At 64.5% G+C, this 26,543-nt stretch carries 22 protein-coding genes and 2 tRNA genes; 15 read left to right on the forward strand and 9 right to left on the reverse strand.

The features are described from left to right. The first annotated feature begins 62 nt into the window (after nucleotides 1-62). The 3 genes from B3D50_RS08205 (at nucleotide 63) to B3D50_RS08215 (ending at nucleotide 5,530) form a co-directional block, all read left to right on the forward strand. Nucleotides 63-3,062, forward strand: coding sequence for a TonB-dependent receptor (locus B3D50_RS08205; protein WP_286950671.1), 3,000 nt, complete (start codon nucleotides 63-65; stop codon nucleotides 3,060-3,062). Between the two features lie 114 nt (nucleotides 3,063-3,176). After that, nucleotides 3,177-3,491: a hypothetical protein gene (locus tag B3D50_RS08210; RefSeq protein WP_286950672.1), complete on the forward strand. Its 315-nt coding sequence runs from the start codon at nucleotides 3,177-3,179 to the stop codon at nucleotides 3,489-3,491. A 26-nt stretch (nucleotides 3,492-3,517) separates the two neighbouring features. Then, a complete protein-coding gene (locus B3D50_RS08215; RefSeq protein ID WP_286950673.1) occupies nucleotides 3,518-5,530 on the forward strand; it encodes a TonB-dependent receptor in 2,013 nt (670 codons plus the stop codon). 267 nt (nucleotides 5,531-5,797) lie between these two features. Here the strand turns inward: B3D50_RS08215 and B3D50_RS08220 are convergent, their stop codons facing one another. Next, the gene (locus B3D50_RS08220) at nucleotides 5,798-6,763 is read right to left on the reverse strand and encodes a formylglycine-generating enzyme family protein (RefSeq protein WP_286950674.1); all 966 of its coding nucleotides are present in this window, start codon (nucleotides 6,761-6,763) and stop codon (nucleotides 5,798-5,800) included. 357 nt (nucleotides 6,764-7,120) lie between these two features. Between B3D50_RS08220 and B3D50_RS08225 the strand changes: the two genes are divergently transcribed. Next, nucleotides 7,121-7,426 carry a winged helix-turn-helix domain-containing protein gene (locus tag B3D50_RS08225; protein WP_269298456.1) on the forward strand — a complete coding sequence of 102 codons (306 nt, stop codon included), beginning with the start codon at nucleotides 7,121-7,123 and terminating at the stop codon, nucleotides 7,424-7,426. Nucleotides 7,427-7,662: 236 nt separating this feature from the next. Here the strand turns inward: B3D50_RS08225 and B3D50_RS08230 are convergent. Beyond that, nucleotides 7,663-7,737, reverse strand: a tRNA-Asn gene (locus tag B3D50_RS08230). A gap of 111 nt (nucleotides 7,738-7,848) precedes the next feature. Between B3D50_RS08230 and B3D50_RS08235 the strand changes: the two genes are divergently transcribed. After that, nucleotides 7,849-8,658: a TrmH family RNA methyltransferase gene (locus tag B3D50_RS08235; RefSeq protein ID WP_286950675.1), complete on the forward strand. Its 810-nt coding sequence runs from the start codon at nucleotides 7,849-7,851 to the stop codon at nucleotides 8,656-8,658. A gap of 54 nt (nucleotides 8,659-8,712) precedes the next feature. Here B3D50_RS08235 and B3D50_RS08240 read toward each other — a convergent pair. Further along, nucleotides 8,713-8,786, reverse strand: a tRNA-Cys gene (locus B3D50_RS08240). Nucleotides 8,787-8,918: 132 nt separating this feature from the next. On the opposite strand from B3D50_RS08240, the gene B3D50_RS08245 reads away from it, so the two are divergent. The 3 genes from B3D50_RS08245 (at nucleotide 8,919) to B3D50_RS08255 (ending at nucleotide 11,992) form a co-directional block, all read left to right on the forward strand. Beyond that, entirely contained in the window at nucleotides 8,919-9,548 is a 630-nt protein-coding gene (locus tag B3D50_RS08245) for a protein-L-isoaspartate O-methyltransferase family protein (RefSeq protein WP_269297226.1), read from the forward strand. A 137-nt stretch (nucleotides 9,549-9,685) separates the two neighbouring features. Further along, entirely contained in the window at nucleotides 9,686-11,260 is a 1,575-nt protein-coding gene (locus B3D50_RS08250; RefSeq protein WP_286950676.1) for a TolC family outer membrane protein, read from the forward strand. 159 nt (nucleotides 11,261-11,419) lie between these two features. Further along, nucleotides 11,420-11,992, forward strand: a complete 573-nt coding sequence (locus tag B3D50_RS08255; RefSeq protein WP_286950677.1) for a DUF2497 domain-containing protein — start codon at nucleotides 11,420-11,422, stop codon at nucleotides 11,990-11,992. 35 nt (nucleotides 11,993-12,027) lie between these two features. Here B3D50_RS08255 and recG read toward each other — a convergent pair whose 3' ends face one another. Next, nucleotides 12,028-14,118, reverse strand: coding sequence for an ATP-dependent DNA helicase RecG (recG, locus tag B3D50_RS08260; protein ID WP_286950678.1), 2,091 nt, complete (start codon nucleotides 14,116-14,118; stop codon nucleotides 12,028-12,030). Between the two features lie 87 nt (nucleotides 14,119-14,205). Between recG and B3D50_RS08265 the strand changes: the two genes are divergently transcribed. Beyond that, nucleotides 14,206-14,535 (forward strand): succinate dehydrogenase assembly factor 2, encoded by a 330-nt coding sequence (locus B3D50_RS08265; RefSeq protein WP_286950680.1) that lies wholly within the window; start codon nucleotides 14,206-14,208, stop codon nucleotides 14,533-14,535. Continuing rightward, nucleotides 14,535-17,984 carry a transcription-repair coupling factor gene (gene mfd, locus B3D50_RS08270; protein ID WP_286950682.1) on the forward strand — a complete coding sequence of 1,150 codons (3,450 nt, stop codon included), beginning with the start codon at nucleotides 14,535-14,537 and terminating at the stop codon, nucleotides 17,982-17,984. Before B3D50_RS08265 ends, mfd begins: the two co-directional genes overlap by 1 nt. 10 nt (nucleotides 17,985-17,994) lie before the next feature. Here the strand turns inward: mfd and B3D50_RS08275 are convergent, their stop codons facing one another. After that, nucleotides 17,995-20,271, reverse strand: coding sequence for a spermidine synthase (locus B3D50_RS08275; RefSeq protein WP_286950684.1), 2,277 nt, complete (start codon nucleotides 20,269-20,271; stop codon nucleotides 17,995-17,997). 73 nt (nucleotides 20,272-20,344) lie between these two features. Here B3D50_RS08275 and B3D50_RS08280 point away from each other — a divergent pair, with 73 nt between their 5' ends. Further along, nucleotides 20,345-20,839 carry a CinA family protein gene (locus B3D50_RS08280; RefSeq protein WP_286950686.1) on the forward strand — a complete coding sequence of 165 codons (495 nt, stop codon included), beginning with the start codon at nucleotides 20,345-20,347 and terminating at the stop codon, nucleotides 20,837-20,839. Further along, nucleotides 20,836-21,081 (forward strand): sulfurtransferase TusA family protein, encoded by a 246-nt coding sequence (locus B3D50_RS08285; protein ID WP_286950688.1) that lies wholly within the window; start codon nucleotides 20,836-20,838, stop codon nucleotides 21,079-21,081. The genes B3D50_RS08280 and B3D50_RS08285 overlap by 4 nt, the downstream gene beginning before the upstream one ends. On the opposite strand, the gene B3D50_RS08290 is transcribed toward B3D50_RS08285, so the two are convergent. Then, a complete protein-coding gene (locus B3D50_RS08290) occupies nucleotides 21,047-21,976 on the reverse strand; it encodes a YihY/virulence factor BrkB family protein (RefSeq protein ID WP_286950689.1) in 930 nt (309 codons plus the stop codon). The two genes, B3D50_RS08285 and B3D50_RS08290, sit on opposite strands and share 35 nt — an antisense overlap. Nucleotides 21,977-22,153: 177 nt before the next feature. On the opposite strand from B3D50_RS08290, the gene B3D50_RS08295 reads away from it, so the two are divergent. Beyond that, nucleotides 22,154-23,452, forward strand: a complete 1,299-nt coding sequence (locus tag B3D50_RS08295; protein WP_286950692.1) for a diguanylate cyclase domain-containing protein — start codon at nucleotides 22,154-22,156, stop codon at nucleotides 23,450-23,452. A gap of 4 nt (nucleotides 23,453-23,456) precedes the next feature. On the opposite strand, the gene B3D50_RS08300 is transcribed toward B3D50_RS08295, so the two are convergent. Both B3D50_RS08300 and B3D50_RS08305 read right to left on the reverse strand, forming a co-directional pair. Then, nucleotides 23,457-23,639 carry a DUF4169 family protein gene (locus B3D50_RS08300; protein ID WP_286950694.1) on the reverse strand — a complete coding sequence of 61 codons (183 nt, stop codon included), beginning with the start codon at nucleotides 23,637-23,639 and terminating at the stop codon, nucleotides 23,457-23,459. Further along, nucleotides 23,639-24,232 carry a glutathione S-transferase family protein gene (locus B3D50_RS08305; RefSeq protein WP_286950696.1) on the reverse strand — a complete coding sequence of 198 codons (594 nt, stop codon included), beginning with the start codon at nucleotides 24,230-24,232 and terminating at the stop codon, nucleotides 23,639-23,641. The genes B3D50_RS08300 and B3D50_RS08305 overlap by 1 nt, the downstream gene beginning before the upstream one ends. Nucleotides 24,233-24,317: 85 nt before the next feature. On the opposite strand from B3D50_RS08305, the gene B3D50_RS08310 reads away from it, so the two are divergent. Together B3D50_RS08310 and B3D50_RS08315 are read left to right on the forward strand one after the other, a co-directional pair. Beyond that, a complete protein-coding gene (locus B3D50_RS08310) occupies nucleotides 24,318-24,551 on the forward strand; it encodes a DUF2171 domain-containing protein (RefSeq protein WP_003165122.1) in 234 nt (77 codons plus the stop codon). A gap of 95 nt (nucleotides 24,552-24,646) precedes the next feature. Further along, a complete protein-coding gene (locus B3D50_RS08315) occupies nucleotides 24,647-25,042 on the forward strand; it encodes a YccF domain-containing protein (protein ID WP_286950699.1) in 396 nt (131 codons plus the stop codon). Between the two features lie 63 nt (nucleotides 25,043-25,105). Here the strand turns inward: B3D50_RS08315 and fumC are convergent, their stop codons facing one another. Then, complete coding sequence (gene fumC / locus B3D50_RS08320; protein WP_286950700.1) at nucleotides 25,106-26,497, reverse strand: class II fumarate hydratase; 1,392 nt, start codon at nucleotides 26,495-26,497, stop codon at nucleotides 25,106-25,108. Between the last annotated feature and the right edge of the window lie 46 nt (nucleotides 26,498-26,543).

Raw genomic sequence — 26,543 nt, forward strand, 5'->3', positions numbered from 1 at the left:
CAAGGCGGGAGGAAGCATATGCGGTCCAGCTGGGGAGCAGGACCGTTCAGGGGAGGGTATTCATGGCTTCAGCAGCCTGTAATCGTGCGCGTCTGGCTGTCACCGCGTCTGCTTTCGTTCTTGCAGTCGCGGCCGGTCCGGCCTTGGCTCAAGACTCCGCGCCGTCACAGGAGGCTACCGCCGTCAGCGACATCATCGTTACGGCGCAGAAGCGCGAGGAGTCGATTCAGGACGTGCCGATTGCAGTCACGGCGCTGTCGGCTGAAAATCTGGACGCCATGAAGATTGAGGGCGGTTCGGAACTGATGCGGGCGATCCCGAACGTCAGCTTCTCGAAGTCGAACTTCAGCATGTACAACTTCTCCATCCGCGGCATTGGGACTAAGGCCATTTCCGCCTCGTCAGACCCGGCCGTGGCGGTTAGCTTCAACAATACGCCGCTGACCCGCAATCGTCTGTTCGAGCAGGAATATTTGGACGTGAATCGCGTCGAGGTGCTGCGCGGGCCGCAGGGTACGCTGTATGGCCGTAACGCCACCGGCGGCGTCGTCAACATGATCCCCAACCTGGCGGGGCCCGAGTTCGAGGCCATGTTGAAGGCGGAAGCCGGAAACTATGGCTCCATGCGTGGTCAGATGATGGTGAATATTCCGCTGACGGACACTTTCTGGGTACGTGGCGCGGCAAGCCTGACCAAGCGGGACGGCTTTGACTACAATACTTTTACGGAACGTAACGTCAACAATCGAGACCTGTTCACCACGCGCCTGTCGGCGGTCTGGGAGCCGAGCGACCGCTTTAACGCCAATCTGATCTGGGAGCATTTCGAGGAGGATGACGAACGGTCCCGCACGGGTAAGCAGCTCTGCACCAAAGATCCGGGGCCGAGCCAGGTTGGTAATACGGCGGTCACTTCCACCTTCCTGCGGAACCGGCTGAGCCAGGGCTGCCTGCCACGCACCCTATTCAGCGACGCGGCTTATGACACGCCCAATGCCGGTGCTTTCGGTCACACCTTCATAGCGGGCTCTATCCAGTATGGACGGTTGCCGTCAAATCGCTCTGTCATTGTCAACGCCATCGACTATCGCGTCGATCCATATGAAGGGGTTACTCAGTCGCGTGACCTGAGGGAAATCGGCAGCGCTTATGATCCGAAATTTCGCGCTCAGAACGACGTCATACAGCTGAACATGGAGTTCAAGATTTCGGACGGACTGTCCCTGATCTCTCAGACTGCATATGCTAAAGACGATTTCTGGTCTACGCAGGACTATAACCGCTTTGTAAGCAATCCTATATTTGCGGATTCATCTCTTTCTTACGTAAGTGCCGCGGGGCGGCCAATTTTTGGGCCGGGCCCTTATATAACTCCTGGTGGATACTATACAGACCCGCAGTTGGGGCGCTCAAATCGTATGATCAGCGCGGATATGAGCATGTCTGACAACAGGCAGTGGTCGCAGGAGCTAAGACTCCAGTCGGATCTCGACGGAACGTTCAATTTCAGTCTTGGGGCCAACTATTTGGACTTCAAGACAGAGGATAATTATTATGTATTCAATAACCTATTTACCTTGATCGCCGAATATTTTTACAACGTCAATCCGAATGTCACGCCAACGCAGGGGTTGGTTGCACAGCTTTGTGACAGCAGCAATGCCACAAAGTGGAAGGAGTGCGTGCATGTCGATAGTTCACCTTTGTCCAATCTGACAGGGGACGGTCACAACTACTTCCGCAGCAAGAATGCCGTGAAGGTTCGGTCTTGGGCCTTGTTCGGTGAAGGTTATTGGGACATTCGGCCCGACCTGCGCATGACGGTGGGGCTGCGCTACACCGATGATCAGAAGATCACTACGCCATACCCCAGCCAGTTGCTGATGGGCGCGACCCTGGACGGTTCGGAATCGGTTTCGTCGGGGGGGTATGTCAGCCAGGGCTACCCGGCTCATCCGGATATCAAGCAATCATGGGGGGCTGTAACGGGGCGCTTCGTGATGGACTGGAAGCCGGAGCTGTCGTTCACCGACGACACCCTGATCTATGCGTCCTATGCGCGAGGCTACAAGGGCGGCGGAACCAATCCGCCTCGCATCGACATCAATCCCAAGGTGATCCAGTACCAGCCGCTGGCCGAAGATTTCAAACCGGAATACGTCAACGCCTTCGAGATCGGCGCCAAGAACACTTTCCGCAACGGTCGTGTGCGGTTGAACGCAAACGCCTTCTATTATGACTACAAGGACTATCAGGTTTCGCAGATCGTCGACCGCATCTCCCTGAACGAGAATTTTGACGCGCGTATCTGGGGTGTTGAGCTGGAGGGCGTGTTCCATGTGACGGACCGTTTCCGCATCGATTCCAACATTGGCTATCTGAATACGCGTATCGGTGACGGCGAAGGGTCTATCGACGTCATGAACCGCACCCAGGGCAATGCTGATTGGACCTTGCTGCGCCCTTGGGTTCAGGTGCCTTCGAATTGTATTGCTCCAACCAAGTATGTGGAGCGCATTCTGCAGGCCAACTTGGGCGTCGATACGACTATGTGGGGGTTGCAGGGTCTATGCGCTGGCTCGAAGAGGTATGGGTCTTTCAATCCTGAGTTCGAAACTTTCCTGCCGCTCTACTCTCTCTATGGCTTCACTTATGATGCCTTGACCGAGGCGCCGAATGGCGGGCGTGGTTTTATGGCCGATCTCGGCGGTAACGAGCTGCCTAATTCTCCAAACTGGACTGCGAATATAGGTGCCCAATACACCTTATATGTTGGTGGGTGGGACTTGACGCTCCGTGGTGACTACTACTGGCAAGATCAAAGTTATGCCAGAATATACAATACCGAGTATGATAAACTTAAGTCCTGGGATAACGCTAATATTTCTATTGTCATGGAAAATGAGGCGAAGGACATGGTGTTGTCAGCTTATGTAAAAAACGTATTCGATGATGCGCCTATAACCGACATGTTTACTAATAGTGATGACACTGGATTAACCACTAACGTGTTTACACTTGATCCTAGAGTTTTTGCTTTTAGTGTTACTAAGCGTTTTTAATTTGATAGATTGCAATCTTCTGCAGTTTGGCGTATGAGTACTATCGTGAAGTGCCTTTAATATAATTCGATCGGTAAATCTATTGCTGGTCATTGCAAAATGGAGGAAACTATCATGACTAAAATTAAAATTACGGCTCTAGTTGCTGCTGCTGCCCTGGCCTCCTTGTCGGCCGCCCCGGCGATGGCTTCGCCGTTCCCGACTTCGGGAACTGTGACGGGCACCATCAACTTCAGCCAGTCGCTGACGATTGATTGCGATTTCTCAGCGACGGCCACCGTCGTCGGCAGCGACGTGCATCTGACGGGCATGACCTTCAGCCCTGGAAGCGGGTTCTGCGGTTCGGTTGTGAAGCCTAACGCCGGGCCGTGGATCGCGGTAGGCGCGGCGTCGCACCCCAGCACGACGGTAACCATTACCGGGACGTAGAGGTTCGCGGTCGCCGCGGTGCGGCTTTGGTCTCGCCCGAAGTCGAGCTGGGTGGCCCGGAAATTGACTCCTTGGGCGCCTGGGACATCGGCGAGGTTCTGCAGCGGTTGGGCGAGACTTATGACGTCGGCGAGGCGCCGCTGGTGGTCATCAACGGTAAGCGCGTGGCCAACCCAGGCGCTTTCACCGGCTTTCCGCCGGACGCTCTGGTTCGCGCCGAAGTACTGCCCGTCGAGGCTGCGGCTCTTTATGGCGGCGCGCCTGGGCAGCGTGTGGTGAATCTGGTCCTGCAGCGACAATTCCAGAGCTACGACGGTCGGGTGTCTGGCGGACGTCCGACGCAGGGCGGAACGTCGTCGCTGTCGGTTGACCTGCGTCGCTCTGCGATCGAAGGGGAACGGACCCTGCAGATGGGCGCTCGTGTGTCGCGCGATACCGCCCTGCGTGCCGATGAACGTGACCGGGAGGAGGGCGATGCTCTGGCGGGCGGCGCTGTTACCCTGCGTCCTGCTACCGATCTGGCGGCGTTGAACCTCAGCATGACACGACCGCTCGGCGATTGGTCGAGCGTCCTCAGTCTGAACGGTCAGGCTAGGGAAAGCCCATCGCGCGTGCGTTTCGGGGATGAGATCGTCGACAGTCTCAGACGAAATGAAAGCCTGGGCGGCGCTCTCGGACTGAGCGGCAAGGCGTTGGGATGGCAGGTTCAGGTGAACGCGACCGGTCAGGCGTCGCGAGCGCGCGAGAGCGGCTTTGGCGATACGCGCAGCGAAAACCGCATGATGGGCCTGAGCGGATCCGTCGGGCGGACGTTGATGGAACTGCCCGCCGGTCCCCTGGTCGCCAATTTCAACGGCAATTTCATGGATAGTCGCTCGACGGTCGAGCGCGAACAGGGCCGCGCGACAAGCCGCTTTCAGACTCGGGAGGCGAGGGGCTCTTTGGCCGTTCCACTGGCCAAGGCGGGCGCGCGTGAGGGCCTGTTGCGGGGCTTAGGCGATCTGCTGGCGACGGTAGGCGGCGGCGTTCGGGACACGGGCGCAGGATCCGGCGATGAGCTGAGCGCGGCCTTGACCTGGGTTCCGCGTCAGAAGGTGCGCCTTAATGGCCTCTGGTCCTCCGCGAACGACGGCATTTCGAACAATTTGAGGTCCGAGCCCCTGTATCATGACACGCCGCGAGTAGTGTTCGACTTCCGCAGCGGCCAAGCGGTGGAGATCGTACCGATCATCGGAGGAAACCCCGACTTGCGACAGCCGCGCTCGGAGCGTCTTTCGCTGACGACGTCGCTGGGACCGTTCACGCGGTGGAGTCTATCCGCCAACCTGGGCTATCAACGCGACAGGACGACGAACGGGGTCGGCTCCCTGCCAGACCTGACAGAGGATGTCGAAGCGGCCTTTCCAGAGCGATTCCGTCGAGATCTGGATGGGCGGCTGATCTCTGTTGATTATCGCCCGCTCAACTTCGGCGCCAACCTGACGGAAGGCCTGACCAGCAGTTTGAACTTCAATCTGCCGCGCTCCTCTGGGGCTGTTGGCGACGAAGCGACGATTCTGCGGGTGTCGCTGAATCATAGCTATCGTTTGCGCAACACGTTGTCGCTGGCGAACGGACTTCCTGAGCTGAATCGGCTGAAGGGAGACGGGGGCGGAGTGTCGAGGCAGGACGCGCGCTTGCTGATCGATGCGCGACGCGGGCGTTGGGCGTTAAACGCTTCAGCGCGATGGCAAGACGGTTATCGCACACGACGGTTGAGTGGCGCCGATGGGCCGACGGACTTGCTGTTGAAGCCATTCGCAGCAATGGATTTGAAGCTGAGTTTTCAGATGGCCTCTACTCGCGCGGCATCCGTCGTTGATGCTGAAGCGATGCGCCGAAGGGCTGGGGGCCTGCAAGTGAGCCTGGAGGTTTCAAATCTGTTCGATGAAAGGCCTCAAGCACGTCTAGGTGATGGTGCGCCAGCGCCTGGCTATGGCCGGGATGTACAAAACCCCATCGGCCGCGCAGTGCGGTTGACGTTGCAGCGGCGTTTCTGAACCCCTTCAGCGCATTCGTCACAATACCTTGTCAAAGGCGAACAGAAGGATCGTCACCGTGAATGGCTAGACCCGCCGTCGCGCCGGGGCCCTCTGATTGCCGATCATGAACCAGGCGCCAATAGAAAGGCGCCGATGATCAGCTATAGACAGCACTTCGATCCGCAGAGGGATAGCGTGCGCAATCCTCGCGGCTAGACGCCGTGCAGGACGGGCATGGCGTGGACAAATCCGACTTCAAGGGTTTGGGTCGCTTGAAAGGGGCTGTCACCCGGTCGCGGCCGCCGCTTCACGCACCGAAAGCCGATATGCGAAGTCGAGGTGTCGACGGCTTGTGGATGACGGGCTGCAGGCCGGTATCGGCGGCAATAGCTCGGCGCGCAGAGATGGGGAACCGCCCTTCATCACCCGACGCGGGAGGCGTGGAGCAAGGGGATCTCCGCTGCTGGACTTGGCGCCGCCCCTCGGGTTGACGGGCGCGCAGCAGCTCTTGGCGGGCGGGGGTGCGGCCACAGACCACCAGTCCCGGGTCCATTCCCAGACGTTGCCGATCATGTCGTAGAGGCCAAACCCGTTTGGGGCGTAGGCCTTGACCGGCGAGGTGCGGACCCAGCCGTCTGCGGCGGTGTTCTCGTAAGGGAAACGGCCTTGCCAGACGTTTGCGTGATGTTTGCCGTCCGGCTCCAGTTCGTCGCCCCAAGCATATTCGGCGTCCTCGCGGCCGCCCCATGCGGCGTACTCCCACTCGGCCTCGGTCGGCAGGTCCAGTCCAACCCATCTGGCGTAGGCTTCCACGTCTTCCAGCGCGACGTGAACCACGGGGTGATCTTCTAGGCCTTCAAGGCCGCTGTCAGGGCCGAGCGGGTTTCGCCATGAAGCGCCCGGCGTATAGGTCCACCAGTTCAGGTGGTTCGACAGATCGACCGGGCCTCGGGTCGGAGTAAAGACCGATGAGGCCGGGATCAACATCGAGGGGTCGGCGCCGGGATAGTCCTTGGGATCAGCGGGGCGTTCGGCCAGGGTGACCCATCCGGTAGCCTCGACGAAGCCCGAGAACTGCCGATTGGTGACGAGCGTAGGATCGATCCAGAAACCATCGACCTGAATCGGGCGGCGGGGGGCTTCTTCCGGATAGTGACGATCCGCGCCCATGTGGAAGTGGCCGCCGTCCACCCATACCATGTCTGGGTGGACAGCATGATGGGCGGGTTTGAATCGGGGGGGGTTGATCATGAGGAAATGCTAATCGGCCTTCGGGCCTCTGAGCGCCGATATCTGGCTGACGCGCTGGTGGGCGCCGGATACCGCCTATCCGCCGTCGCCGACATCCAGGGCGCCGCGCGACTGGCGGAGGCGCTGATATTTGATGCGATTGTCTACGGCGCTCGGGTTCCGGCGTCAGAGCGCGAGCGACTGACGTCATCCGACGCGTGTTTGCGGCTTACGATCCCGCAGGAGAATGGACTTTCGCTTGCGGTCGGATGCCAGGGAAGGCGAGGTCGGGTCCGTTCATTGATCGGGCGTCTCGAACACGGCCTAGCAGACAGACCGCTTCACCGATCCTTGGTGCCGAGGATTGAGATGGGGCGCGTGTCCTTCGACCTTGCGGATGAATTCTTGATGGCAGACGGTAATCGTCAGCCTCTAAGCCCCATGCAGACCTTTGTGTTGAGGCGGCTCGCCCTTGCCGGCGGACGCCCCTTGCCGCGCGCAAAGCTGCATCCCGGTTTTTACGGCGGGCGTGGCGTGGACGTGACTATTTCGCGTTTGCGAAAGCTTGTCGAGGAAGACGCCCAGCGACCCCGCTACATTCGCTCGGTCCATGGCCTCGGTTATCAGTTGTCTCCCAGCAAGGGCGTCTTCGAGCGAGGTCAATCTGAAGCCGCCTGCCTGTAGCGCTCAATGCCTCGAGTGGACATCAGGTCTCGCCAAGATCCTGAGGTTCGTAGAATTCTCGTGAAAACAGCGGTGAAAAGCGGGCGACGCTATCCATCCAGCGCTTATGTCTCGAGGGCCTTCAGGGGGCATCAGAATGGGCGAGGAAGCGAAAACATGCTTCGCGCGGTCTGGCAAATGGGAGCTGGTAGGGGGAAGTATTAAGCCCAATGGTCTTCAGGCTTAATGCCCCCGAGTGGCTCCGCGGGTAGGATTCGAACCTACGACCAGCCGATTAACAGTCGGCTGCTCTACCACTGAGCTACCGCGGAACATCCCCTCGGGGGAGGCCGGCGTATAGCAGCGCCTTTTCGATTCACGCAACTGGTAAAAGACAGAAATCGCCAAATTTTTTCGCAAAGCCCTGCGCTACAAGGCTCCGCATGACTCCGATCCATGTGAACGACCCTGATGATCCGCGCATCGCCGCCTTTCGCGATGTGAAGGAGCGCGATTTGACCGGGCGGCACGGTCTGTTCATCGCTGAGGGCGAGGTGGTGTTGCGCGTGCTGGCGTCCGAGGCGTCACGCTGCACGCCCGTATCCATTCTGATCGCCGAGAAGCGCCTGGAGAAGCTGCGGGAGGTGCTGGAGCGTCTGCCGGGCGATGTGCCGGTTCATGTGGCGTCGCAGGCGGTCCTGAACGCTGTGGCGGGGTTTGATCTGCATCGAGGCGTTCTCGCCTTGGGACGCAAGCCTGAGCCCGTCGAACCGGGCGCGTTGCTGGACAGCCTGCCGGAGCGGGCCGTGGCGGTCGTGGCGTGTGGAATCGGCAATCACGACAACATGGGCGGGCTGTTCCGCAACGCCGCCGCCTTTGGAGCCGGAGCGGTGCTGCTGGATCAGACCTGTTGCGATCCTTTCTATCGCAAGGCAATCCGGGTCTCGGTCGGCGCCGTGCTGCGGACGCCGATGGCGACGGGGCTGGAGGCCGAAGCCATGATCGACCTGTTGCAGGGCAGGGGGTTCGAGGTGCTGGCCCTGACGCCCTCTGCGGAACAGACGCTGGCGGAGCTGAAGCCGAGCAGGCGCACGGCCCTTCTGTTGGGCAGCGAAGGGCCGGGGCTGCCGCGGGACATCATCGCGCGCTGTCGTCCGGTGGGCATCCGGATGGCGGGGGGATTCGATTCGCTGAACGTGGCTGCGACCAGCGCTGTCGCCCTGCATCATCTGACGACTGCGGGAGCGGATTAGGTCCGAAAACAAGAAAGCCGCCCCGAAGAGCGGCTTTCTCGATGTTCATCGCGATGGAGGCCTGACCGGGAATCGAACCCGGGTGCAAGGATTTGCAGTCCTCTGCGTCACCACTCCGCCATCAGGCCGTGACCCCGTATCGGTGGGGCCCCGCCATCGCGAGGGCCGTCAGCTATCAGATCGGATTGTCCGCTGCAACGCACGGACCTATAAGCGCGTCACATTTCTTGGCCTGAGCCGACCTGTAAGGACTTCGGATTATGGATTTCGCCGCCGCCCGCAAGGTGATGCTGGACTCGCAGGTCCGCGTGAACGACGTCACCGACCGCCAACTGCACGCCGCCATCGGCGCTGTGGAGCGCGAGCGATTCTGCGCCGCCGACCGCGCCTTCTCGGCCTATGCCGACGTCGAGCCGGAAATCGCGGGCGACCGTCGTCTGATGTTGCCGCGCGATGTGGCCAAGCTGTTGCAGGGCCTGGACGCCCGCGCCGGTGAAAAGGCCCTGGCGATCGCCGCGCCTTACGCCGCCGCCGTTCTGGCGCATATGGGCCTGTCGGTGACGGCTCAGGAATCCGACGCGGCCGTGTTCGATGTGGTCGGCGCCCCCTTGGCCGAGGCTGGGGTCGAGACCGTGGTTGCGCCCCTGAGCCAGCCGCAGGGCGAAGGCTATGACCTGATCGTCAGCGAGGGCGCCGTGATCGAGCGTCCCGAATCCTGGATCGCGGCCCTGCGTCCCGGCGGTCGTCTGGCTGTGGTGGAGCGCGACGGCGCCAGCGGCGCGGCTGTGCTCTATGTGCGCGGTCGTGAAGGCGTTTCGCGGCGCGAGCTGTTCGACGCTGCGCCTGAGTTGCTGGCGGAAATGGTCCCGGCGCCCGCGTTTGCGCTCTAAGGCCACTTGTGTCGACGGAAGGGGCGTCGCCCTGCGTGAAAAAAACTTAACTGGCGTCGGGCGGGCCTAGCCTCCAACTACGCGGATACAAGGCACTACAGGCGCGCCGGATGGGGGCGTCAGGCAGGGACAGGTTCATGTTGAAACGCTCGCGCGCGCTCGCTTCGGTCGCACTGGTCGCATTGACGATGGGGGCGACGCCGGTCTTCGCCGAGTCGTTGCAGGAGGCTATCGGTCTGGCCTATCGCACCAACCCGACCCTGCTGGCGCAGCGGGCGAATCAACGGGCCTTGGATGAGAGCATCGTCCAGGCGCGCGCCGGCCTGCGGCCGACCATCAACGCTTCGGCGGGTGTCGATTACAGCCGCACCCGCACCGATCGTGTGACGACGACGATCCCTGGTCAGACCTTCCCGATCGACACCAACGGCGACGGCGTGCCTGACGCCACGGGCACGCTGCCGGGCAGCAGCAGCACCAGCGGCGGTACGATCGAAAGCGACGGCGCCAGCGCCAGCATCAGTCTGACGCAGAACATCTGGACAGCCGGGCGCGTGTCGCACGGCATTTCTGCGGCCGAAGCCAATGTCCTGGCCGGCCGTGAGAATCTGCGTCAGGTCGAGCAGCAGGTCATGGTGACGGTCATTCAGGCCTATGCCGATGTCACCCGCGATCTGGAGATTTTGCGCATCCGCCAGGAGAACCTGAAGGTGTTGCGTCGCCAACTGGATGAGTCGAACGCTCGATTCGAGGTCGGCGAAATCACCCGCACTGACGTCGCGCAGTCCGAAGCTCGTCTGGCGCAGTCGGAATCCGATCTGGCCAGCGCTCAGGCGCAACTGTCGGTGTCGCGCGCGGCCTACGCCGCCGTCGTGGGACAGGCGCCGTCCAACCTGCAGACGCTGCCGACGCTGCCGGGCCTGCCGACCGATTTCGACGCCGCGATGGACGTCGGCCTGGCCGAAAACCCCGGCGTGCTCGCCGCTGTTCACGCCCAGCGCGCGGCCGAGGCCAATGTGGCGGCGGCGCGGGCGGAGTACCTGCCTTCGGCGCGCCTGAACGCCTCCTATGGCGGGACGGCCAATGATCTGTCGGGCTTGGACCTGGGCGATCGCACCAGCTTTACCGCCGGCGCAACCGTCTCCGTGCCCTTGTTCACCGGGGGGCTGAACCGTTCGCGCGTCGCCCAGGCCCTGGAGCGCGCCAACGCCGCCCAGATCAACGTCGAGGGTGAACGTCGCACGGTTCTGCAATCGGTCAGTTCGGCCTATGCCCAGAGCGCTTCGGCGCGTTCCAGCGTTCTGGCTGGCGAACAGGCGGTGCGCGCTGCTTCGGTGGCGGCCGAGGGCGTGCGCCAGGAGGCTCAGGTCGGTCTGCGCACCACCCTGGACGTGCTGAACCAGGAGCTTGAACTGCGCAGCGCGGAAGTCGCCCTGACCAGCGCCCGTCGCAACGAGTATGTCGCCCAGGCACAGCTTCTGGCGGCCATGGGCCGTCTGGGCGGCCCCAACCTGGATCCGACGATCGAGGCCTATGATCCGTCCGACAACTATCGTGCGGTACGCAATCGCGGCGCCCTGCCTTGGGATGGCGTGATCGAGGCCATCGACCGCGTCGCTGCCCCGGCGACGACGCCCGCCGTCGATGTGGAAGATGCGCCCGTTGATCGGCAGTTGAAGGGTGAAGTCGTTCGCACTGCTCCCCAGGGCTGAAGGCTGATCGACAAAACGTCCGTTGATTCCGACGGGCGTTGATGCGACGACAGGATTCAAGGGGGAGGCGAGTCTGACGGCTTGGTCCCCATCGTCGCCTGCCTAGTCCGCATCGGTTGGCGAGTGTCCCCGTTCGAGCGCCCAGGTTGAGGTTCCGACATGACCGAACAAGCCGCCCAGGAACCGACGATGGAAGAGATTCTGGCGTCGATCCGCCGGATCATCTCTGAAGACGACGCTCCGGCCGAAACCGCCCCTGTGGTGGAAGCGGCTCCCGAGCCCGCGCCGGAGCCAGAACCCGTCGTCGCCGCGCCCGAGCCCGCGCCGATCGAAGACGAGGTGCTGGAACTGACCGAGCCCTATGAGGCGCCGGCAACCGAAGCCATCGGCGATCTGGACGTGGCGGACGCTGCGCCTTTCCCGACCGAGCCCGCGCCGGCGGCGCCGCAACCCGCCGTCGCGACGGCAGAGGTCGAAACCCTAGTCGGCGAAACCGCTGCGGCCAGTGCGGCCTCGGCCTTCGCCGGACTGGCCGCTAGCTTCCAGAAGCCCGAGCCTGCGCCGGTCGCGTCGGCTGCCGACATGAACTTCATGAGCGGCAATACGGTCGAGGCCATGGTCCGCGAGATGTTGCGCCCCATGCTGAAGGACTGGCTGGACGCGAACCTGCCCGCCATCGTCGAGGCTCAGGTCCGCAAGGAAGTCGAACGCATCGCCCGCAACGCAGGCTGATCGCTTCGAAACCTGGCTGAGTTTTATGACGCGCCTCAGTCCGCTGAGGGGCGTTCGCTTTTCCAGTCGAACAGGGCCTTCAGCAGACGCACGGCCTGACCGCGCTCGCTGGTCAGCTCAGGGTCGCGGCCCAACAGCAGACGCGCGTCGTCCGCCGCCGCAAGCAGCAGCGAGCGATGCCGGATCGGGTCTGCGAAGCGATAAGCCGGGAAGCCGCTCTGTTTCAGGCCCAGCGGGTCGCCGCCGCCGCGCAGGCGAAAGTCTTCCTCGGCGATGACGAAGCCGTCCTCGGTGCGGCGCAGGGTCTCCAGCCGCTCCTTCGCTATCTCGCCCAGGGCGCCGTCCTCGCCGCCGTACAGCAGGATGCAGGCACTGGCCTTGGCCCCGCGCCCCACGCGCCCGCGAAGCTGATGAAGCTGCGCCAGACCGAAGCGGTCGGCATGCTCGATCACCATGATGGAGGCGTTGGGCACGTCGACGCCGACCTCGACCACGGTCGTTGCGACCAGGACGGGCAGGCGGCCCGCCGCGAACTCGGCCATCACCGCTTCGCGCTCGGCGCCCGGCATCTGGCCGTGAGCCAGACCGACCTCGGTTCCCAGAAGTTTGCGCAGATCTTCGGCCCGATCCTCGGCGGCGGCCAGGTCGATGGCTTCGGATTCCGCCACCAGAGGACAGATCCAATAGGCCTGGGCGCCGGCCTCGATCGCCGCCTTCAGCCGTTTCGCCACCTCGCCGATGCGCGCCAGCGGCAGGACAGCCGTTGTGACGGGCGTGCGGCCGGGCGGCTTCTTCATCAGACGGCTGACCTCCAGCTCGCCGTATTGCGTCAGTTCCAACGTGCGCGGGATCGGCGTCGCCGACATGGTCAGCAGATGGACGCCGCCCAGAGCCGGATCACCCTTGGCCTGTAGTCGTTGGCGCTCACGCACGCCGAAGCGATGCTGTTCATCGATGACGGCCAGGGCCAGACGGTTGAACTGCACCGCATCCTGGAACAGGGCGTGCGTGCCGATGGCGACCTGGGCGTCGCCCGAGACCAGAGCAGCCAGTTTGCCACGCCGCTCAGCCGCCGTGTCGCGTCCGGTCAGAAGCAGGCTGGACACGCCCGCCTGATCCAGCAGGGGCGACAGCTTGTCGTAGTGCTGTCGCGCCAGAATCTCGGTCGGCGCCATCAGGGCGGCCTGAAAGCCGCTGGAGGCCGCATCGGCCAGAGCCAGGGCCGCGACGGCGGTCTTGCCCGAGCCGACATCGCCTTGAAGCAGCCGCCCCATCTGTTCACCGGACGCCAGATCGGCGCGGATTTCGGCGACGGCCTGATCCTGTGCGCGGGTCAGGGCGAAGGGCAGGGCGGCCAGCAGGCGGGCAGAGGCTTCACCTGGTGCAATGCGAGCGGCGGGCGTGATCTGGCGCGCGCGGCGACGGCGCGCCAGGGCCAGTTGGTGGGCGAACAGTTCGTCATAAGCCAGGCGCTGGCGCACCGGCGTGTCAGGCGCGAGGTCCGATTCGTTCGCGGGGGCGTGCAGCGCCTCCAGCGCCGCGCGCCAACCGACCCAGCGTCGCGCCGCCAGCCAGTTCGGCTCCTGCCATTCCGACAGTTCAGGGGCGAGGGCCAGCGCGCCTTGAGCCAGCTTGCGGATCTGGCGCGAGGTCAGCCCCTGCGTCGCCGGATAGACCGGCTCGGACAGCGGAATCTCATCCGCCTTTTCGACGGGCAGGATGTAGTCCGGATGGGCGATCTGGACTTCGCTGTTGAAGCGCTCGACCTTGCCGGTCACCAGTCGTCGCGATCCGCGCGGGGCCAGGCTCTCGATATGACGCGGCGATCCAGCAAACCAGATCAGGTGAATGAAGCCCGTGTCATCGATGGCGCGCACCTTGATGGGGGCGCCGTGTTTGTGCGGCGGGATCAGACGGTCGATCGTCACCTCGAAGACGCCGATCTCGCCGTCGACGGCCTCCATCGCCGTGGTGCGGCGACGCTGGATCACGCCGCTGGGCGATAGAAACAGCACGTCGCGCACGAGCGGGCCCGCCACTTTCTGCACCAGGGGCGCGCTGCGCGGCCCCACGCCTTTCAGCGTGGAGACGTCGGCGAACAGGGGAAAGAGAATCTCGGGTCTCATGATGATTCAGCATAGCTGGCGCAGCGGCGTCTGGAACGCTATCTGATCGGCCTCTTACCGAAGTGAACGGACAGGCAAGGAAACCGCGTGGCCGATATCGACGCACGTCCCGAGGACGCCCTGAACTCTGACGACCGCAAGACACGCCTGGGCCGCATCGCCTTCCGCGCCTGGCGCCGGGGCTTCCGCGAGGCGGACATGGTGCTGGGGCCCTTCGCCGATCAGATCGTGCCGACGCTGGACGACGCTGAACTGACCGAGTTCGAGCGCCTGTTGGATGAAGAAGACCAGTATCTCTACGCTTGGATCATTGAGCGCGAACCGACCCCGCCCGAGTTCGAAGGCCCGATGATGGCCCGCATCCGCGCCTTCATGCGCGCCCATGTCGCCGCCGAAGTGGCCAAGGGCATCGGTTGATGGACGCGGCGCTGGCGCGGACCGACATGGAGCTGGGCGGCGCGCCGGAAGGGCTGGACGCCCTGATCGTCGCCGAGCGGATCAAGGCCCAGGGCGGGACCGCTTTATTTATCGCGCGCGATTATCAGCGCACAGGCAATTTCATCCAAGCGTTCCGCTTCTTCGCCAAGAATATTGAAGTTCTTGAATATCCTTCGTGGGACTGTCTGCCCTATGACCGGCTGAGCCCCACGGCTTCGGTCGCCGCTCAGCGCATGGCGACCCTGACCCGGCTGGCGACGCGCGATCCGGCGGACAGGACGCCGCTGCTGGTGGTCGCCACCGTCGCGGCCGCCGCCCAGCGCACGCCGCCGCGCAGCGCCGTCACTGGGGCCGGGTTTGCGGCCAAGGTCGGCGCTGATCTCGATACGGCCTCTCTGGAACGTTACGTTGCGGCCAACGGCTATGTGCGCGCATCCACCGTGTCGGAACGTGGCGAATACGCCATTCGCGGCGGTGTGATCGATGTCTTCCCGCCGGGATTTGAGGAGCCGGTGCGCCTCGACATGTTCGGGTCTGAGCTGGAATCGATCCGCGCCTTCGACCCCGAGACCCAGCGTTCGACGCGCCAGTTGAAGGCCGTCTCTCTATCGCCCGTGTCCGAAGTGCTGATGGACGCAGATTCGATCTCGCGTTTCCGCAGCGGCTATCTGAACCTTTTCGGCGCGCCGGGCGACGAGCCCATGTACGCCGCCGTCAGCGAGGGAGCGCGCCGTCAGGGCGTCGAGCACTGGCTGCCGCTGTTCTACGACCGGCTGGATACGCTGTTTGACTATCTGCCGGATGCGGCGCCGGTCTTTCTCGACAGCCAGACGGAGCAGGCGCGTGCGGAGCGCTGGAACCTGACCGTCGACGCCTATGAGGCGCGCAAGGAGGCAGCGCGCGGCAAGGGCGGGGCGACCTATCGCGCCCTGCCGCCAGCACGGCTCTATCTGGACGACGGCGACTGGAACAGCGCCTTGGCCGGTCGCGCCGTGCGTCGCCTGTCGCCGCTGGCCGCTGGTTCGGGCGAGGACGCCGGTGGCCGTCTAGGCCGCAGTTTCGCCGCCGAGCGGTCGCAGGACAGCGTCAATCTGTTCGCGGCCGTGGCCCAACACGCCGAGGCGCTGAAGGGGCAGGGCAAACGCGTCCTGTTCGCCTCATGGTCCGAAGGTTCGGCCGAACGTCTGGCGGCCATGCTGGGCGATCACGGTCTGACGCACGTCGTGGCGGTGCGGGACTGGGACGATGTGCGCGGCGCGCCGGACGGCATCTATCTGCGCGCGGTGTTGCCGGTGGAGCATGGCTTCGCCACCGATGATCTGGCCGTCATCTCCGAGACCGACATTCTGGGCGACCGTTTGGCGCGGCCCAAGCGCAAGCGGCGGGCGTCCAACTTTCTGGCTGAGGCGTCCGCCCTGACGGCGGGCGATCTGGTCGTTCACCTGGATCACGGCATCGGCCGTTATGAGGGGCTGCGGACGCTGGAGATCCAGGAGGCGCCGCACGACTGTCTCGAACTCCTCTACGCGGGTGAGAGCAAACTCTACCTGCCAGTTGAAAACATTGATCTTCTGACGCGTTACGGCACGGACGCAGAGGGAGTTCAGCTGGACCGTCTGGGCGGCGCGGGCTGGCAGGCGCGCAAGGCCAAGGCCAAGGAGCGTCTGCGGGCCATGGCCGAAGGGCTGATCGCCCTGGCCGCCAAGCGGGCGCTGCGGGTGTCCGACGCCATCGTGCCGCCCGCGGGCCTGTTCGACGAGTTCTGCGCCCGCTTCCCCTACGAGGAAACGGACGATCAGCTGAACGCCATCGGCGACGTGCTGGAGGACCTGGGCAAGGGCACGCCGATGGATCGTCTGATCTGCGGCGATGTCGGTTTCGGCAAGACGGAGGTCGCCCTGCGCGCCGCCTTCGTCGTGGCTATGACGGGCCAACAGGTCGCCATCGTCTGCCCGACGACCCTTCTGGCGCGCCAGCACTTCAAGACCTTCTCAGAGCGCTTCGCCGGCTGGCCGATCAAGGTGCGCCACCTGTCGCGGATGGTCACAGCCAAGGACGCGAACGAGACGCGCGCAGGCCTGAAGGACGGCAGTTTCGAGATCGTCGTCGGCACCCACGCGGTTCTGGCCGATCAGGTCGGCTTCAAGGATCTGGGCCTCGTCATCGTCGACGAGGAGCAGCACTTCGGCGTCAAGCACAAGGAGAAGCTGAAGTCCCTGCGGGCCGATGTTCACCTGCTGACTCTGACGGCCACGCCGATCCCGCGCACCCTGCAGATGGCGCTGTCGGGCATTCGCGAGATGTCGATCATCGCCACCCCGCCGGTCGATCGTCTGGCGGTGCGGACCTATGTCACGCCGTGGGATCCGGTGCTGGTACGCGAGGCCCTGCTGCGCGAGAAATATCGCGGCGGTCAGGCCTATTACGTCGCGCCGCGCCTGAAGGATCTGCCCGACATCGAGCGGTTCCTGCGCGAGCAGGTTCCCGAGGTGAAGTTTGTCGTCGGCCACGGTCAGATGAGTCCAACCCAACTGGAAGCCGTCATGAGCGCCTTCTACGATGGCGAATATGACGTGCTTGTCTCGACCACCATCGTCGAGAGCGGCATCGACATCCCGACGGCCAACACGCTTGTCGTGCATCGCGCCGACATGTTCGGTCTGGCTCAGCTGCACCAGATCAGAGGCCGGATCGGCCGGTCCAAGGCGCGGGCCTTCGCCTATCTGACGACCGATCCGACCAAGCCGCTGAGCCTGTCGGCGGAGCGGCGTCTGCAGGTGTTGCAATCGCTGGACAACCTGGGCGCCGGCTTCCAGTTGGCCAGCCACGATCTGGACCAGCGCGGCGGCGGCAACCTGCTGGGCGACGAACAGTCGGGCCACATCCGCGAGGTCGGCGTCGAACTGTATCAGCAGATGCTGGAGGACGCCGTCGCCGAACTGCGCGAGCAGGGCGAGGCGGCGCCGGATCGCGGTTGGTCGCCTTCGATCAATGTCGGCGCGGCCGTATTGATTCCAGAGGATTATGTCCCAGACCTGAACGTCCGCCTGAGCCTGTATCGCCGCCTGTCCGACGCCGAGAAGATGGAGGACCGCGAGGCCATGGCCGCCGAGCTGATCGACCGGTTCGGCCCCCTGCCGGACGAGGCGCAGCAGCTTCTGCGGATCGTGGGGATCAAGGCCAACTGCCGCACGGCCATGATCGAGAAGATCGACATCGGGCCCAAGGGCGCAGTGCTGACTCTGCGAAACAACACCTTCCCCAACCCGATCGGGCTGGTGGGTCTGATCCAGAAGAATCACGCCTTCTGGAAGATCCGGCCGGATCAGAAGATCGTGGTGAAGGGCGATTGGCCCACGCCGGAGGATCGACTGAAGGTCGCCGAGCGCATCACCGCCGATCTGGCGCGGGTGGCGGGGGCGGCCTAGCCCCCGCGCCTCAGCCGACGCGGGCCTTCATGCTGCGTATCAGGGCGTCGAACAGGTTGACGTAGTCGTCGGTCCACGGCCGCACCTTGGTCGGCTCCAGCTTGCGCCAGCGGCCGTCGGCCTTGAAGTCGGCCAGCCCCTCGGCGGTCGGCGAGATGACCAGGGCCTCGGTCGAGGCTTCGGCCATCAGGGCGGCCTCTGGGTTCTCGATATAAACCTGATGCAGTTCGGCCGCGCCCAGTTCGCGTGCGGCGGCGACGGCGGGCAGGGTGATCTCCAGATTGCGGTTGGACAGGTGCAGCACAACGACGCCTGTGGGTTTCAGCAGCTTCAAATAGCCTTCGATCGCTTCGCGGGTCAGCAGATGGGTCGGCACGGCGTCGGACGAGAAAGCGTCGATGACCAGAAGGTCATACGTGCCGCGAGGCTCCTTGTTCAGCGTCAGCCGCGCATCGCCCAGCACTGTGCGGATCGGCCCGTCGGCGCAGTCCGAGATGAAGGTGAACCAGTTCGGATCGCGCGAAATGCGGTCGACCATGGGGTCGATCTCGAAGAAGGACATCTGATCCGTGGCGCGCTTGTAGGCGGCCATGGCGCCGGAGCCCTGGCCCACCACGCCGATGACGGCGGCTGGGCTGCGGGCCTGGATCAGTTCGGCCGCCTGGCCCAGGGGCGTGGTGCGGGCGTAGTACATGGTCGGGGCGCAGGCGAAGTCCGGATGGCGGGCCTGGGCGCCGTGCAAGGTGGTGCCGTGCATCAACACATGGATATCGCCGCCCAGCTTGGGGTCGGGCGTGACCGCCACGCGCATGACGCCGAAGAAACTGCGCTCGGACAGGCTCCAGTCATAGCCGCGGCCGATGTAGTGGGCGGACAGGGTCATGGTCGCGACGACAGCCGTGAACATGAGCACTCGATCCCGAACCACGAAGGCGAGAATGGCGGCGACGCCCAGAATGATCTGCGCCGTCGTGGTCAGGCCGAAATCGCTGAAGGCCGTTCTCAGAGACGGGTTGTAGCGCAGCATCTCGAACAGCAGGGGGACGAAGACGGCGGTCGCCAAGCCGGCGGCCATAAGCCAGATTTCATGTTTGGCGGGACGATCGCCCAGCCAGGGACGGGCCAGGCAGACCAGCACCATGACCAGCGGATATTCCAGCACCGTCTCGAACACGACCGGCGCGATCAGGGCGGTGAAGGCGCCGCCCAACACGCCGCCCAGCGACAGCAACAGGTAGAATTCCGTCAAGCGGTCCGGCGCTGGACGTCGCGCCGCCATCTGTTGGTGGCACATCAGGGCGGTGAAGAAGAAACCCAGAAGGTGAAGGCCCAGCAGCGCCAGCCACTGGCCGGTCGTCATCCCGACCAGGGCGGCGATCAGCACCGTGAGGAAGGCCTGCAGCATCAGGGTGATGTGCAGGGGAATCCACGGCTTCGCCTGGAAGGCGATGACGAAGGTCAGCAGATAGAGGGCTAGGGGCGCGACCCAGAGGAAGGGAGCGGAGGCCACGTCCGTCGAAAGGTGAGCGGTGACGCCCAGCATCAGGCTGGATGGAGCCGCCGCGAGCAGGACCAGCACCACCTTCCGACGCCAGGGAATGGGCGGGCTGCGTTCAGCGGCCTTTTGGGGCTGAGTGATGCTCGCCGCGCGCGGCATGAGGATCGCAAGGCCCACCAGCATGATGGCGAAGACGCCATAGCCCACGGTCCAGCCCCATCTTTGTCCCGACAGGGAGGCCAGCGGTTCGATCAGGGCGGGATAGGCCAACAGGGCCAGGAAGCTTCCCAGATTGGAGGCGGCGTACAGGACATAGGGGTTGGCGCCGTCGGGTCGTCCTGCACGGACGCGCGCATACCAGGCCTGCAACAGGGGCGCCGTGGCCGATAGGACCGCGAACGGGGCGCCGACCGACAGCGCCAGCGCGCCGAGCAGCCAGCAGATCGGCGCGGCTGCGTCAGGATCGCCAAGGGCCTCGGTGATGCTGAGCGGCAGGAAGAGGGCTGCGGCCGCCAACAGCACCAAGTGGATCACCGCCTGCGCCCGTATCGACGGGATGCGTTGCAGCAGGTGGGCGTAGAGATAGCCCGCCAGCAGGGCTGCCTGGAAGAAGACCATGGCGGTGTTCCACACCGACGGCGACCCGCCCAGCAGCGGCAGCACCAGCTTGGTCGTCATCGGTTGAACGACGAATACCAGGCTGGCCGAGGTGAAGATGGCGACGGCGAAGGCCGCAGGTGTTATCGCATCGACCTTGCGATGCGCCGGCGTCAGAGTTTGATCGGTCATTCGCTGCTTTCGACGTCGGGCGGCTGATTCCGTCCGATGAGGCTATGACGACTCGTGGACGGAGCGAATTCCTATGTTGCCGCAGGATATCGAGGCGATCGCCGAGGCCGTGGTTCGTCAGGCGGAGGCGAAGGGCCTGATGATCGCCACGGCTGAAAGCTGCACGGGCGGACTGGTGTCGGGCGCGCTGACGGCGATTGCAGGCTCGTCCGCCGTGCTGGATCGCGGGTTCGTCACCTACAGCAATGAGGCCAAGGTCGAGATGCTAGGCGTGGACAGCGATCTGTTGGCGAGCTTCGGCGCCGTGTCCGAATCGACGGCCCGCGCCATGGCTGAAGGCGCCGTGGCGCGCTCGCGGGCCTCCATCGCCGTGTCTGTGACGGGCATCGCGGGCCCTGGGGGCGGTTCGCCGCAGAAGCCGGTAGGATTGGTGCATTTTGCTGTGCACGGCCTGAACGGCCGCACCGTGCATCTGGAAAAGCGCTTCGGCGACATCGGACGCGATGCGATCCGGTTGGAAAGCGTGCGGACGGCTCTAGGGCTGCTGATGGACGCCGTGTCGGAATGAGCGAGGCCGTGATGACGGTGGACGCGCGCGGGCATAGATGCCCGGTGCCCAGCTTGCGTCTGCGCAAGGCGCTGGAGGGACGGGCGCCGGGCGTTCAACTGACCTTGCTGGCCACGGACGCCATGGCGCGGATCGACGTGCCGTTCCTGATGCAGGAACTGGGCGGCCGCGTGGTTCATATAGATGAGACGGACGGCGTCCTGAGCATCACTGTCGAGACTGGCGCCGCTCTGACAGATTGACGACGGTGTCGGGCAGGGCGGCTGGCTCGGGCGGAACCGCGCGCGTCTCCCATTCGATCTCCAGTTCCGTGGCGAAGGCCCCGCCGTAGAAGACGGCGTTGACGTTCCATGACAGCCAGATCAGCAGCACCACCACGGCGCCGACCGAGCCGTAGGTCGCGCCCAGGTGAACGATCTGCTCGACATAGATGGTGCACAGCCAGGAGAAGAAGGTGGACATGACCGTGGCCACCAGGCCGCCGATGATCGCGGCCTTCCAGGCGACGCGCTTGGCGTGGGCCATGGCGTAGCGGTAGAGCATGGTCAGCCCCAGCCATAGACCCAGGGCGGGCCACAGGCCGTCCAGCGGCAGCGCCAGCCAGCCGACGGGCTGATCGGCATAGGCGTGCTCCATCAGGCGCGACGTCACCACGGCGCCCGACACGATGGTGAACAGCACGAAGGCGGCCAGCGCGACCAGGAAGGCCAGCATGTTGAACTTGAAGAAGCCGAGCGGGTTGGTCTCGTCGTGGATCAGGTTCAATCCGGCCAGCAGGGCCTTGAACCCACGGTGCGCCGCATAGGCGCCGATCACCAGGGCGATGGCGCTCTGGGCAGAGACGGTGCGCGCCGAGGCGTTCGCCAGACGGTCGATCTCGTTCAGGAACAGGGTGCGCGCGGCCGAAGGGATGACGTCCGCCAGGGCGGCGGCCTGCTCGCTGACTTGGCCGATGGTCAGAACGGCCTTGTAGAAGCCGATCAGGATGGCGATGGCCGGGAACAACGCCAGCAGGGCGAAGAAGGACACGCCGCCCGTGTAGAGCATGACGTCGCGACCCCAACTGCGGCTGAAAGCCCGTGTCATCAGGCGCAGCCAGAGCCGGGGTTGGGCCGTGATCGGCTTGGAACGGGTCAATCGGCAGTCTCGATCGTCAACGAAGGGGGCGGATTAACCCCATTCGCAGCAAGGTGAGAAGTCCCAATGTCGTCATCGGATGATCAGCCTTGCCCATTGCGGGCCTCGTCGGCGCCGGTATCATGGCGGTTCTGGAGCGGTCGCGGGGGCGAGCCGCCCAGGCCAAGGAGACAGTGTTTGGAATCTGATCCGCGCGTTCTGGTCGTCGCCGACGCCGACGATCAGCTTGGCTCGCTTTGCGAAGGACTGGACCGACTAGGATGGCGCACCGTGACGGCGCGCTCGCTGGATGCCGCGCTTCTGGCGGTGTCGGACTTGGCTGTGGATGCGGCCGTGGTCGAGTTGAAGAGCCTGGCTGAAGGCGGGCTGGAGCGCCTGCGCAGCGCCGCCGCCCCGCGCTATCTGTCGATCCTGGGCCTGGGCGCTGCGTCAGAGCCTGGAGGCGATGGATGCGATCTGGTTGTGTCGACCCATCCGCATCCTTTGCAGACGGTCTTCCGGTTGGAGCAGTTGACGCGCGCGGCGGTGGCCGAGGAAGAGTTCAGGCTGCGCCAGGCGACGTTTGCGGCTCACAGCGTCGATCTGCCTGAGCCGACGCTGGGCGACACGCCGTTGCAGGTGCTGACGGCGGGCGCGGCTGACCGCCGCTTCCTGGCCCTGTCCAACGCGCTGGCGGCGGCGGGCGCAGAGGCTGTGGCGGCGCCGACTCCCTATACGGCCTTCGACTATCTGCACGAGCGCGCGTTCGACGCCGCCGTGCTGTGGGGGGATCGGGATCATGCGCCGGCCTTGTCGATCGCGGCGGGCATGCGTCGCAACACGCGCCTCTATCATATCCCCCTGACCCTCTATCTGCGCGAGAAGGTCGAGCCTGATCTGGCTGCCTTGTTTGAACGAGGGTTCGCAGACGTCGCCGCCGCAGAGACTTCAGAGGAGGAAGCAGCCGAGCGGGTGCTGGCCTTGGCGCGCAATCATCGCCGTCGGCAGGGCTTGAGGCGGGCTCTAGACGCTGTGCGTGGTTGCGACCTGATGGACCCTGAGACCGGGCTGTTCAGCCGCGACCTGTTCGCGGCGCATTTGGCGCGCATCGCCAAGGGCGCGCGTGAGCGGAACCGACGCCTGTCCGTGTGCGTCCTGCGCGTGCCGAATAGCGAAACCATGGCGGCGGTCCGTGCGGGCGGCTGGCTGGAACGGGCCATGCCCCAGATCGGCGCCATGGTGTCGCGCCTGGTGCGGGTGGAGGACACGGCCGCCCGTCTGTCGTCGGAAACCTTCGCCCTGGCCTTGCCCGCGACGGATCACGCTGCGGCCCGGCTGACGGCGGAACGGATCGCGGCGGTGATCGCCTGCACCGCCTTCGACGCGGGGCCGAACCGCTCGCCCTTCGTGGTTGAGCTCGACGTCGGCGTCGCCGAGATGCAGCCGGATGAAACGCCGGCCGCCTTGCTGGAGCGCGCTTCGGCCCGGGTGTCGTGACGGTCTAGGCGTCGTCGTCCAGTTTGTGACCGTCCAGACGCCTGGCGTCACGGTCGCGTTCGGTCCTGGCCGCATCACGTTCGGCGCGGGTGCGTCCAAAGGTCAGGCGGTTGGCCTCGGCCGTCCGCTTGGCGGCGGCCTTGTCGCGGGCCTTTCGCGCCTTGTTCAGGTTGACGATCTCACCCATCAGACATGGCCGTCCGGGCTGTCCTTGGCCCAGGCGCGCTTCAGCGCCGGGCGGGCGCCGATCCGCTGGACATAGGCGTCATAAGGCTCGCCCGCAGGCATGGCGGCGCGAAACCACTGCAGCAGGCTGCCGAACAGGATGTCGAGGGCTGAAAACGCTCCCAGGATGTAGTCGCCGCCCTGGATCGCCGTGCGCCAACGACGGTCCAGTTCGGCATAGGCGGCCTTCTGAGTCTCGTTCCAACCGGCGGGCGGACCGGAGGTCAGCACTGTCTCCAGCACATTGTTGTAGAGCCCCAACCACGACAGGTACTCGGCCCGGCGCGGATCGGCCGGTCCCGGCGCCAGGCCTGCCTCGGGGTGGCGATCGGTCAGGAACAGGAAGATCAGCACCGATTCGATCAGCACCTGGCCGTCGACCTCGAGCGCCGGGGCCTGCTTCAGCGGGTGGGGGTTGGTTGGGTCGGTTCGGCCCTGGCCCTCACGCCGCAGAATGTCGACGTAGTGGATGCGATAATCGGCGCCCAGTTCCTCCAGCAGCCACAGAAGGCGGGTCGAGCGGGACTGCGGCGCGTGGTGAATGATCATCGACATTGTGAACTTCCTCGCCTGGCTTTGCGGTGAACCCTCTAGCGGCCAGGCCGTTCCGAGGCGGTCCCCATAGTAACGGAGAGCGTCAATGATAAACGCCTCGATGATCAAGGAACATCAGGAAGTCGTCGGTTCGGACGGCCGCCATGTCGGCCGCGTCGATCATGTGATGGGCGACCAGATCGAGTTGGCGAAGCTGGACCTCGGTTCAGGCTTCAAGCACCACATGATCCCTGTCAGTTGGGTCACGCACGTGGACGAGCACGTCCATCTGAACATGACCCAGGACGAAGCCAAGGCGCGCTGGACCGAGAAACACTAAGGTGTCGCCTTACCGCGATTTCATCCGGGCCCCGCTGATTTCAGCGGGGCCTTTCGCCATATGAAGAGGGTGATTGACGCGAAGGAGCGACCGATTTGATCCGACTGATCCTGAACCTGCTGTGGTTCTTCCTGGGCGGGTTCGCCTCAGGCCTGGCCTGGCTGTTCGGCGGGCTGTTGCTGGCCTTGACGGTCGTGGGTCTGCCGTGGGCGTTTTCGGCATGGCGCATCGCCAGCTATTCCTTCTGGCCGTTCGGGCGCGAGATCGTCTGGCGCGATCCGAACCCGACTGACCTGGGCGCGGGTTGCCTGGGCGTCGGGCTGAACGTGATCTGGCTGGTGCTGGCGGGGTGGTACATAGCCCTGGCGCATCTCCTGATCGCCGTCCCGCAGTTCGTCAGCCTGATCGGCATTCCGTTCGCGCTGAAGAACGTCGAACTGGCCAAGCTGTCGCTGGCGCCCGTGGGGCGGACCATTCGCGACAAGGACTGAGCATGAAAAACGCCGACCGGAGCGAATCCGGCCGGCGTCTTCATGTCTGGCGATAAGCGCGGCTTACTGCGGCGAGATCATCTTCTCGGGACGAACGTATTCGTCGAACTCGGCGTCTGTCAGATAACCGCCGCCGACGGCCTCCTGGCGCAGGGTGGTGCCGTTCTTGTGCGCCGTCTTGGCGATCTTGGCGCAGGTGTCGTAGCCCAGCTTGGCGTTCAGGGCCGTGACCAGCATCAGGCTGTTTTCCAGACCGTGCTTGATGTTGTCCTCGCGCGGCTCGATGCCGACGACGCAGTTGTCAGTGAAGCTGATGGCCGCGTCGGCGACCAGGCGCACGGACTGCAGGAAGTTGTAGGCCATCACCGGGTTGTAGACGTTCAGTTCGAAGTGGCCCTGCGAACCGGCGAAGGAGATGGCGGCGTTGTTGCCGAACACCTGGGCGCAGACCTGGGTCAGGGCTTCGCTCTGGGTCGGGTTGACCTTGCCCGGCATGATGGAAGAGCCCGGCTCGTTTTCCGGCAGCGACAGTTCGCCCAGACCCGCGCGCGGACCCGAGCCCAGGAAGCGGATGTCGTTGGCGATCTTGAACAGCGACGCGGCGACCGTGTTGATCGCGCCGTGGGTGAAGACCATGGCGTCGTGCGCGGCCAGGGCCTCGAACTTGTTCGGCGCCGTGGTGAAGGGCAGGCCGGTGATGCCCGCGATCTGGGCTGCGACCTTTTCAGCGAAGCCGATCGGAGCGTTCAGGCCGGTGCCGACGGCGGTGCCGCCCTGGGCCAGCTCCATCAGGCGCGGCAGGGTCTGCTCGATGCGCTCGATGCCCATGGCGACCTGATGGGCATAACCGCCGAACTCCTGGCCCAGCGTCAGCGGCGTGGCGTCCTGGGTGTGGGTGCGGCCGATCTTGATGATGTGGGCCCAGGCCCTGGCCTTGGCGTCTAGGGCGGCGTGCAGGTGCTTCAGCGCCGGGATCAGGTCGTTGACCACCTGCTCGGCGCAGGCCACGTGCATGGCCGTCGGATAGGTGTCGTTCGACGACTGGCTCATGTTGACGTGGTCGTTGGGGTGGACCGGCTTCTTGGAGCCCATCTCGCCGCCCAGCATCTCGATGGCGCGGTTCGAGATCACCTCATTGGCGTTCATGTTCGACTGGGTGCCCGAACCCGTCTGCCAGACGACCAGGGGGAAGTGGTCGTTCAGCTTGCCTTCGATCACTTCATTGGCGGCGGCGATGATGGCGTCGGCCAGCTTGGCGTCCAGCTTGCCCAGATCGCGGTTGGTCTCGGCGGCGGCGCGCTTGACGATGCCCAGGGCGCGCACGACCGGCAGGGGCTGCTTTTCCCAGCCGATCTTGAAGTTGCCGAGCGAACGCTGGGCTTGGGCGCCCCAATAGCGATCGGCGGCGACCTCGATGGGGCCGAAGGTGTCGGTTTCGATACGAACGTTGCTCATGTGCGCGGGACTCGTCTCTCAGGCGTGGCGGGAAGATGCCCGGCGG

Origin of the sequence: Brevundimonas sp. UBA7507, assembly GCF_002478355.1 — a bacterium.
In the GTDB taxonomy this organism is placed as follows: Bacteria; Pseudomonadota; Alphaproteobacteria; order Caulobacterales; family Caulobacteraceae; genus Brevundimonas; species Brevundimonas diminuta_D.

Excerpts from the sequence above, each read along its gene's own strand:
- B3D50_RS08205 (WP_286950671.1), top strand. The coding sequence starts at position 63 with ATGGCTTCAGCAGCCTGTAATCGTGCGCGTCTGGCTGTCACCGCGTCT.
- B3D50_RS08210 (WP_286950672.1), top strand. The coding sequence starts at position 3,177 with ATGACTAAAATTAAAATTACGGCTCTAGTTGCTGCTGCTGCCCTGGCC.
- B3D50_RS08220 (WP_286950674.1), bottom strand. The coding sequence starts at position 6,763 with ATGATCAACCCCCCCCGATTCAAACCCGCCCATCATGCTGTCCACCCA.
- B3D50_RS08235 (WP_286950675.1), top strand. The coding sequence starts at position 7,849 with ATGACTCCGATCCATGTGAACGACCCTGATGATCCGCGCATCGCCGCC.
- B3D50_RS08245 (WP_269297226.1), top strand. The coding sequence starts at position 8,919 with ATGGATTTCGCCGCCGCCCGCAAGGTGATGCTGGACTCGCAGGTCCGC.
- B3D50_RS08250 (WP_286950676.1), top strand. The coding sequence starts at position 9,686 with ATGTTGAAACGCTCGCGCGCGCTCGCTTCGGTCGCACTGGTCGCATTG.
- B3D50_RS08255 (WP_286950677.1), top strand. The coding sequence starts at position 11,420 with ATGACCGAACAAGCCGCCCAGGAACCGACGATGGAAGAGATTCTGGCG.
- recG (WP_286950678.1), bottom strand. The coding sequence starts at position 14,118 with ATGAGACCCGAGATTCTCTTTCCCCTGTTCGCCGACGTCTCCACGCTG.
- mfd (WP_286950682.1), top strand. The coding sequence starts at position 14,535 with ATGGACGCGGCGCTGGCGCGGACCGACATGGAGCTGGGCGGCGCGCCG.
- B3D50_RS08275 (WP_286950684.1), bottom strand. The coding sequence starts at position 20,271 with ATGACCGATCAAACTCTGACGCCGGCGCATCGCAAGGTCGATGCGATA.
- B3D50_RS08280 (WP_286950686.1), top strand. The coding sequence starts at position 20,345 with ATGTTGCCGCAGGATATCGAGGCGATCGCCGAGGCCGTGGTTCGTCAG.
- B3D50_RS08285 (WP_286950688.1), top strand. The coding sequence starts at position 20,836 with ATGAGCGAGGCCGTGATGACGGTGGACGCGCGCGGGCATAGATGCCCG.
- B3D50_RS08300 (WP_286950694.1), bottom strand. The coding sequence starts at position 23,639 with ATGGGTGAGATCGTCAACCTGAACAAGGCGCGAAAGGCCCGCGACAAG.
- B3D50_RS08305 (WP_286950696.1), bottom strand. The coding sequence starts at position 24,232 with ATGTCGATGATCATTCACCACGCGCCGCAGTCCCGCTCGACCCGCCTT.
- B3D50_RS08310 (WP_003165122.1), top strand. The coding sequence starts at position 24,318 with ATGATAAACGCCTCGATGATCAAGGAACATCAGGAAGTCGTCGGTTCG.
- fumC (WP_286950700.1), bottom strand. The coding sequence starts at position 26,497 with ATGAGCAACGTTCGTATCGAAACCGACACCTTCGGCCCCATCGAGGTC.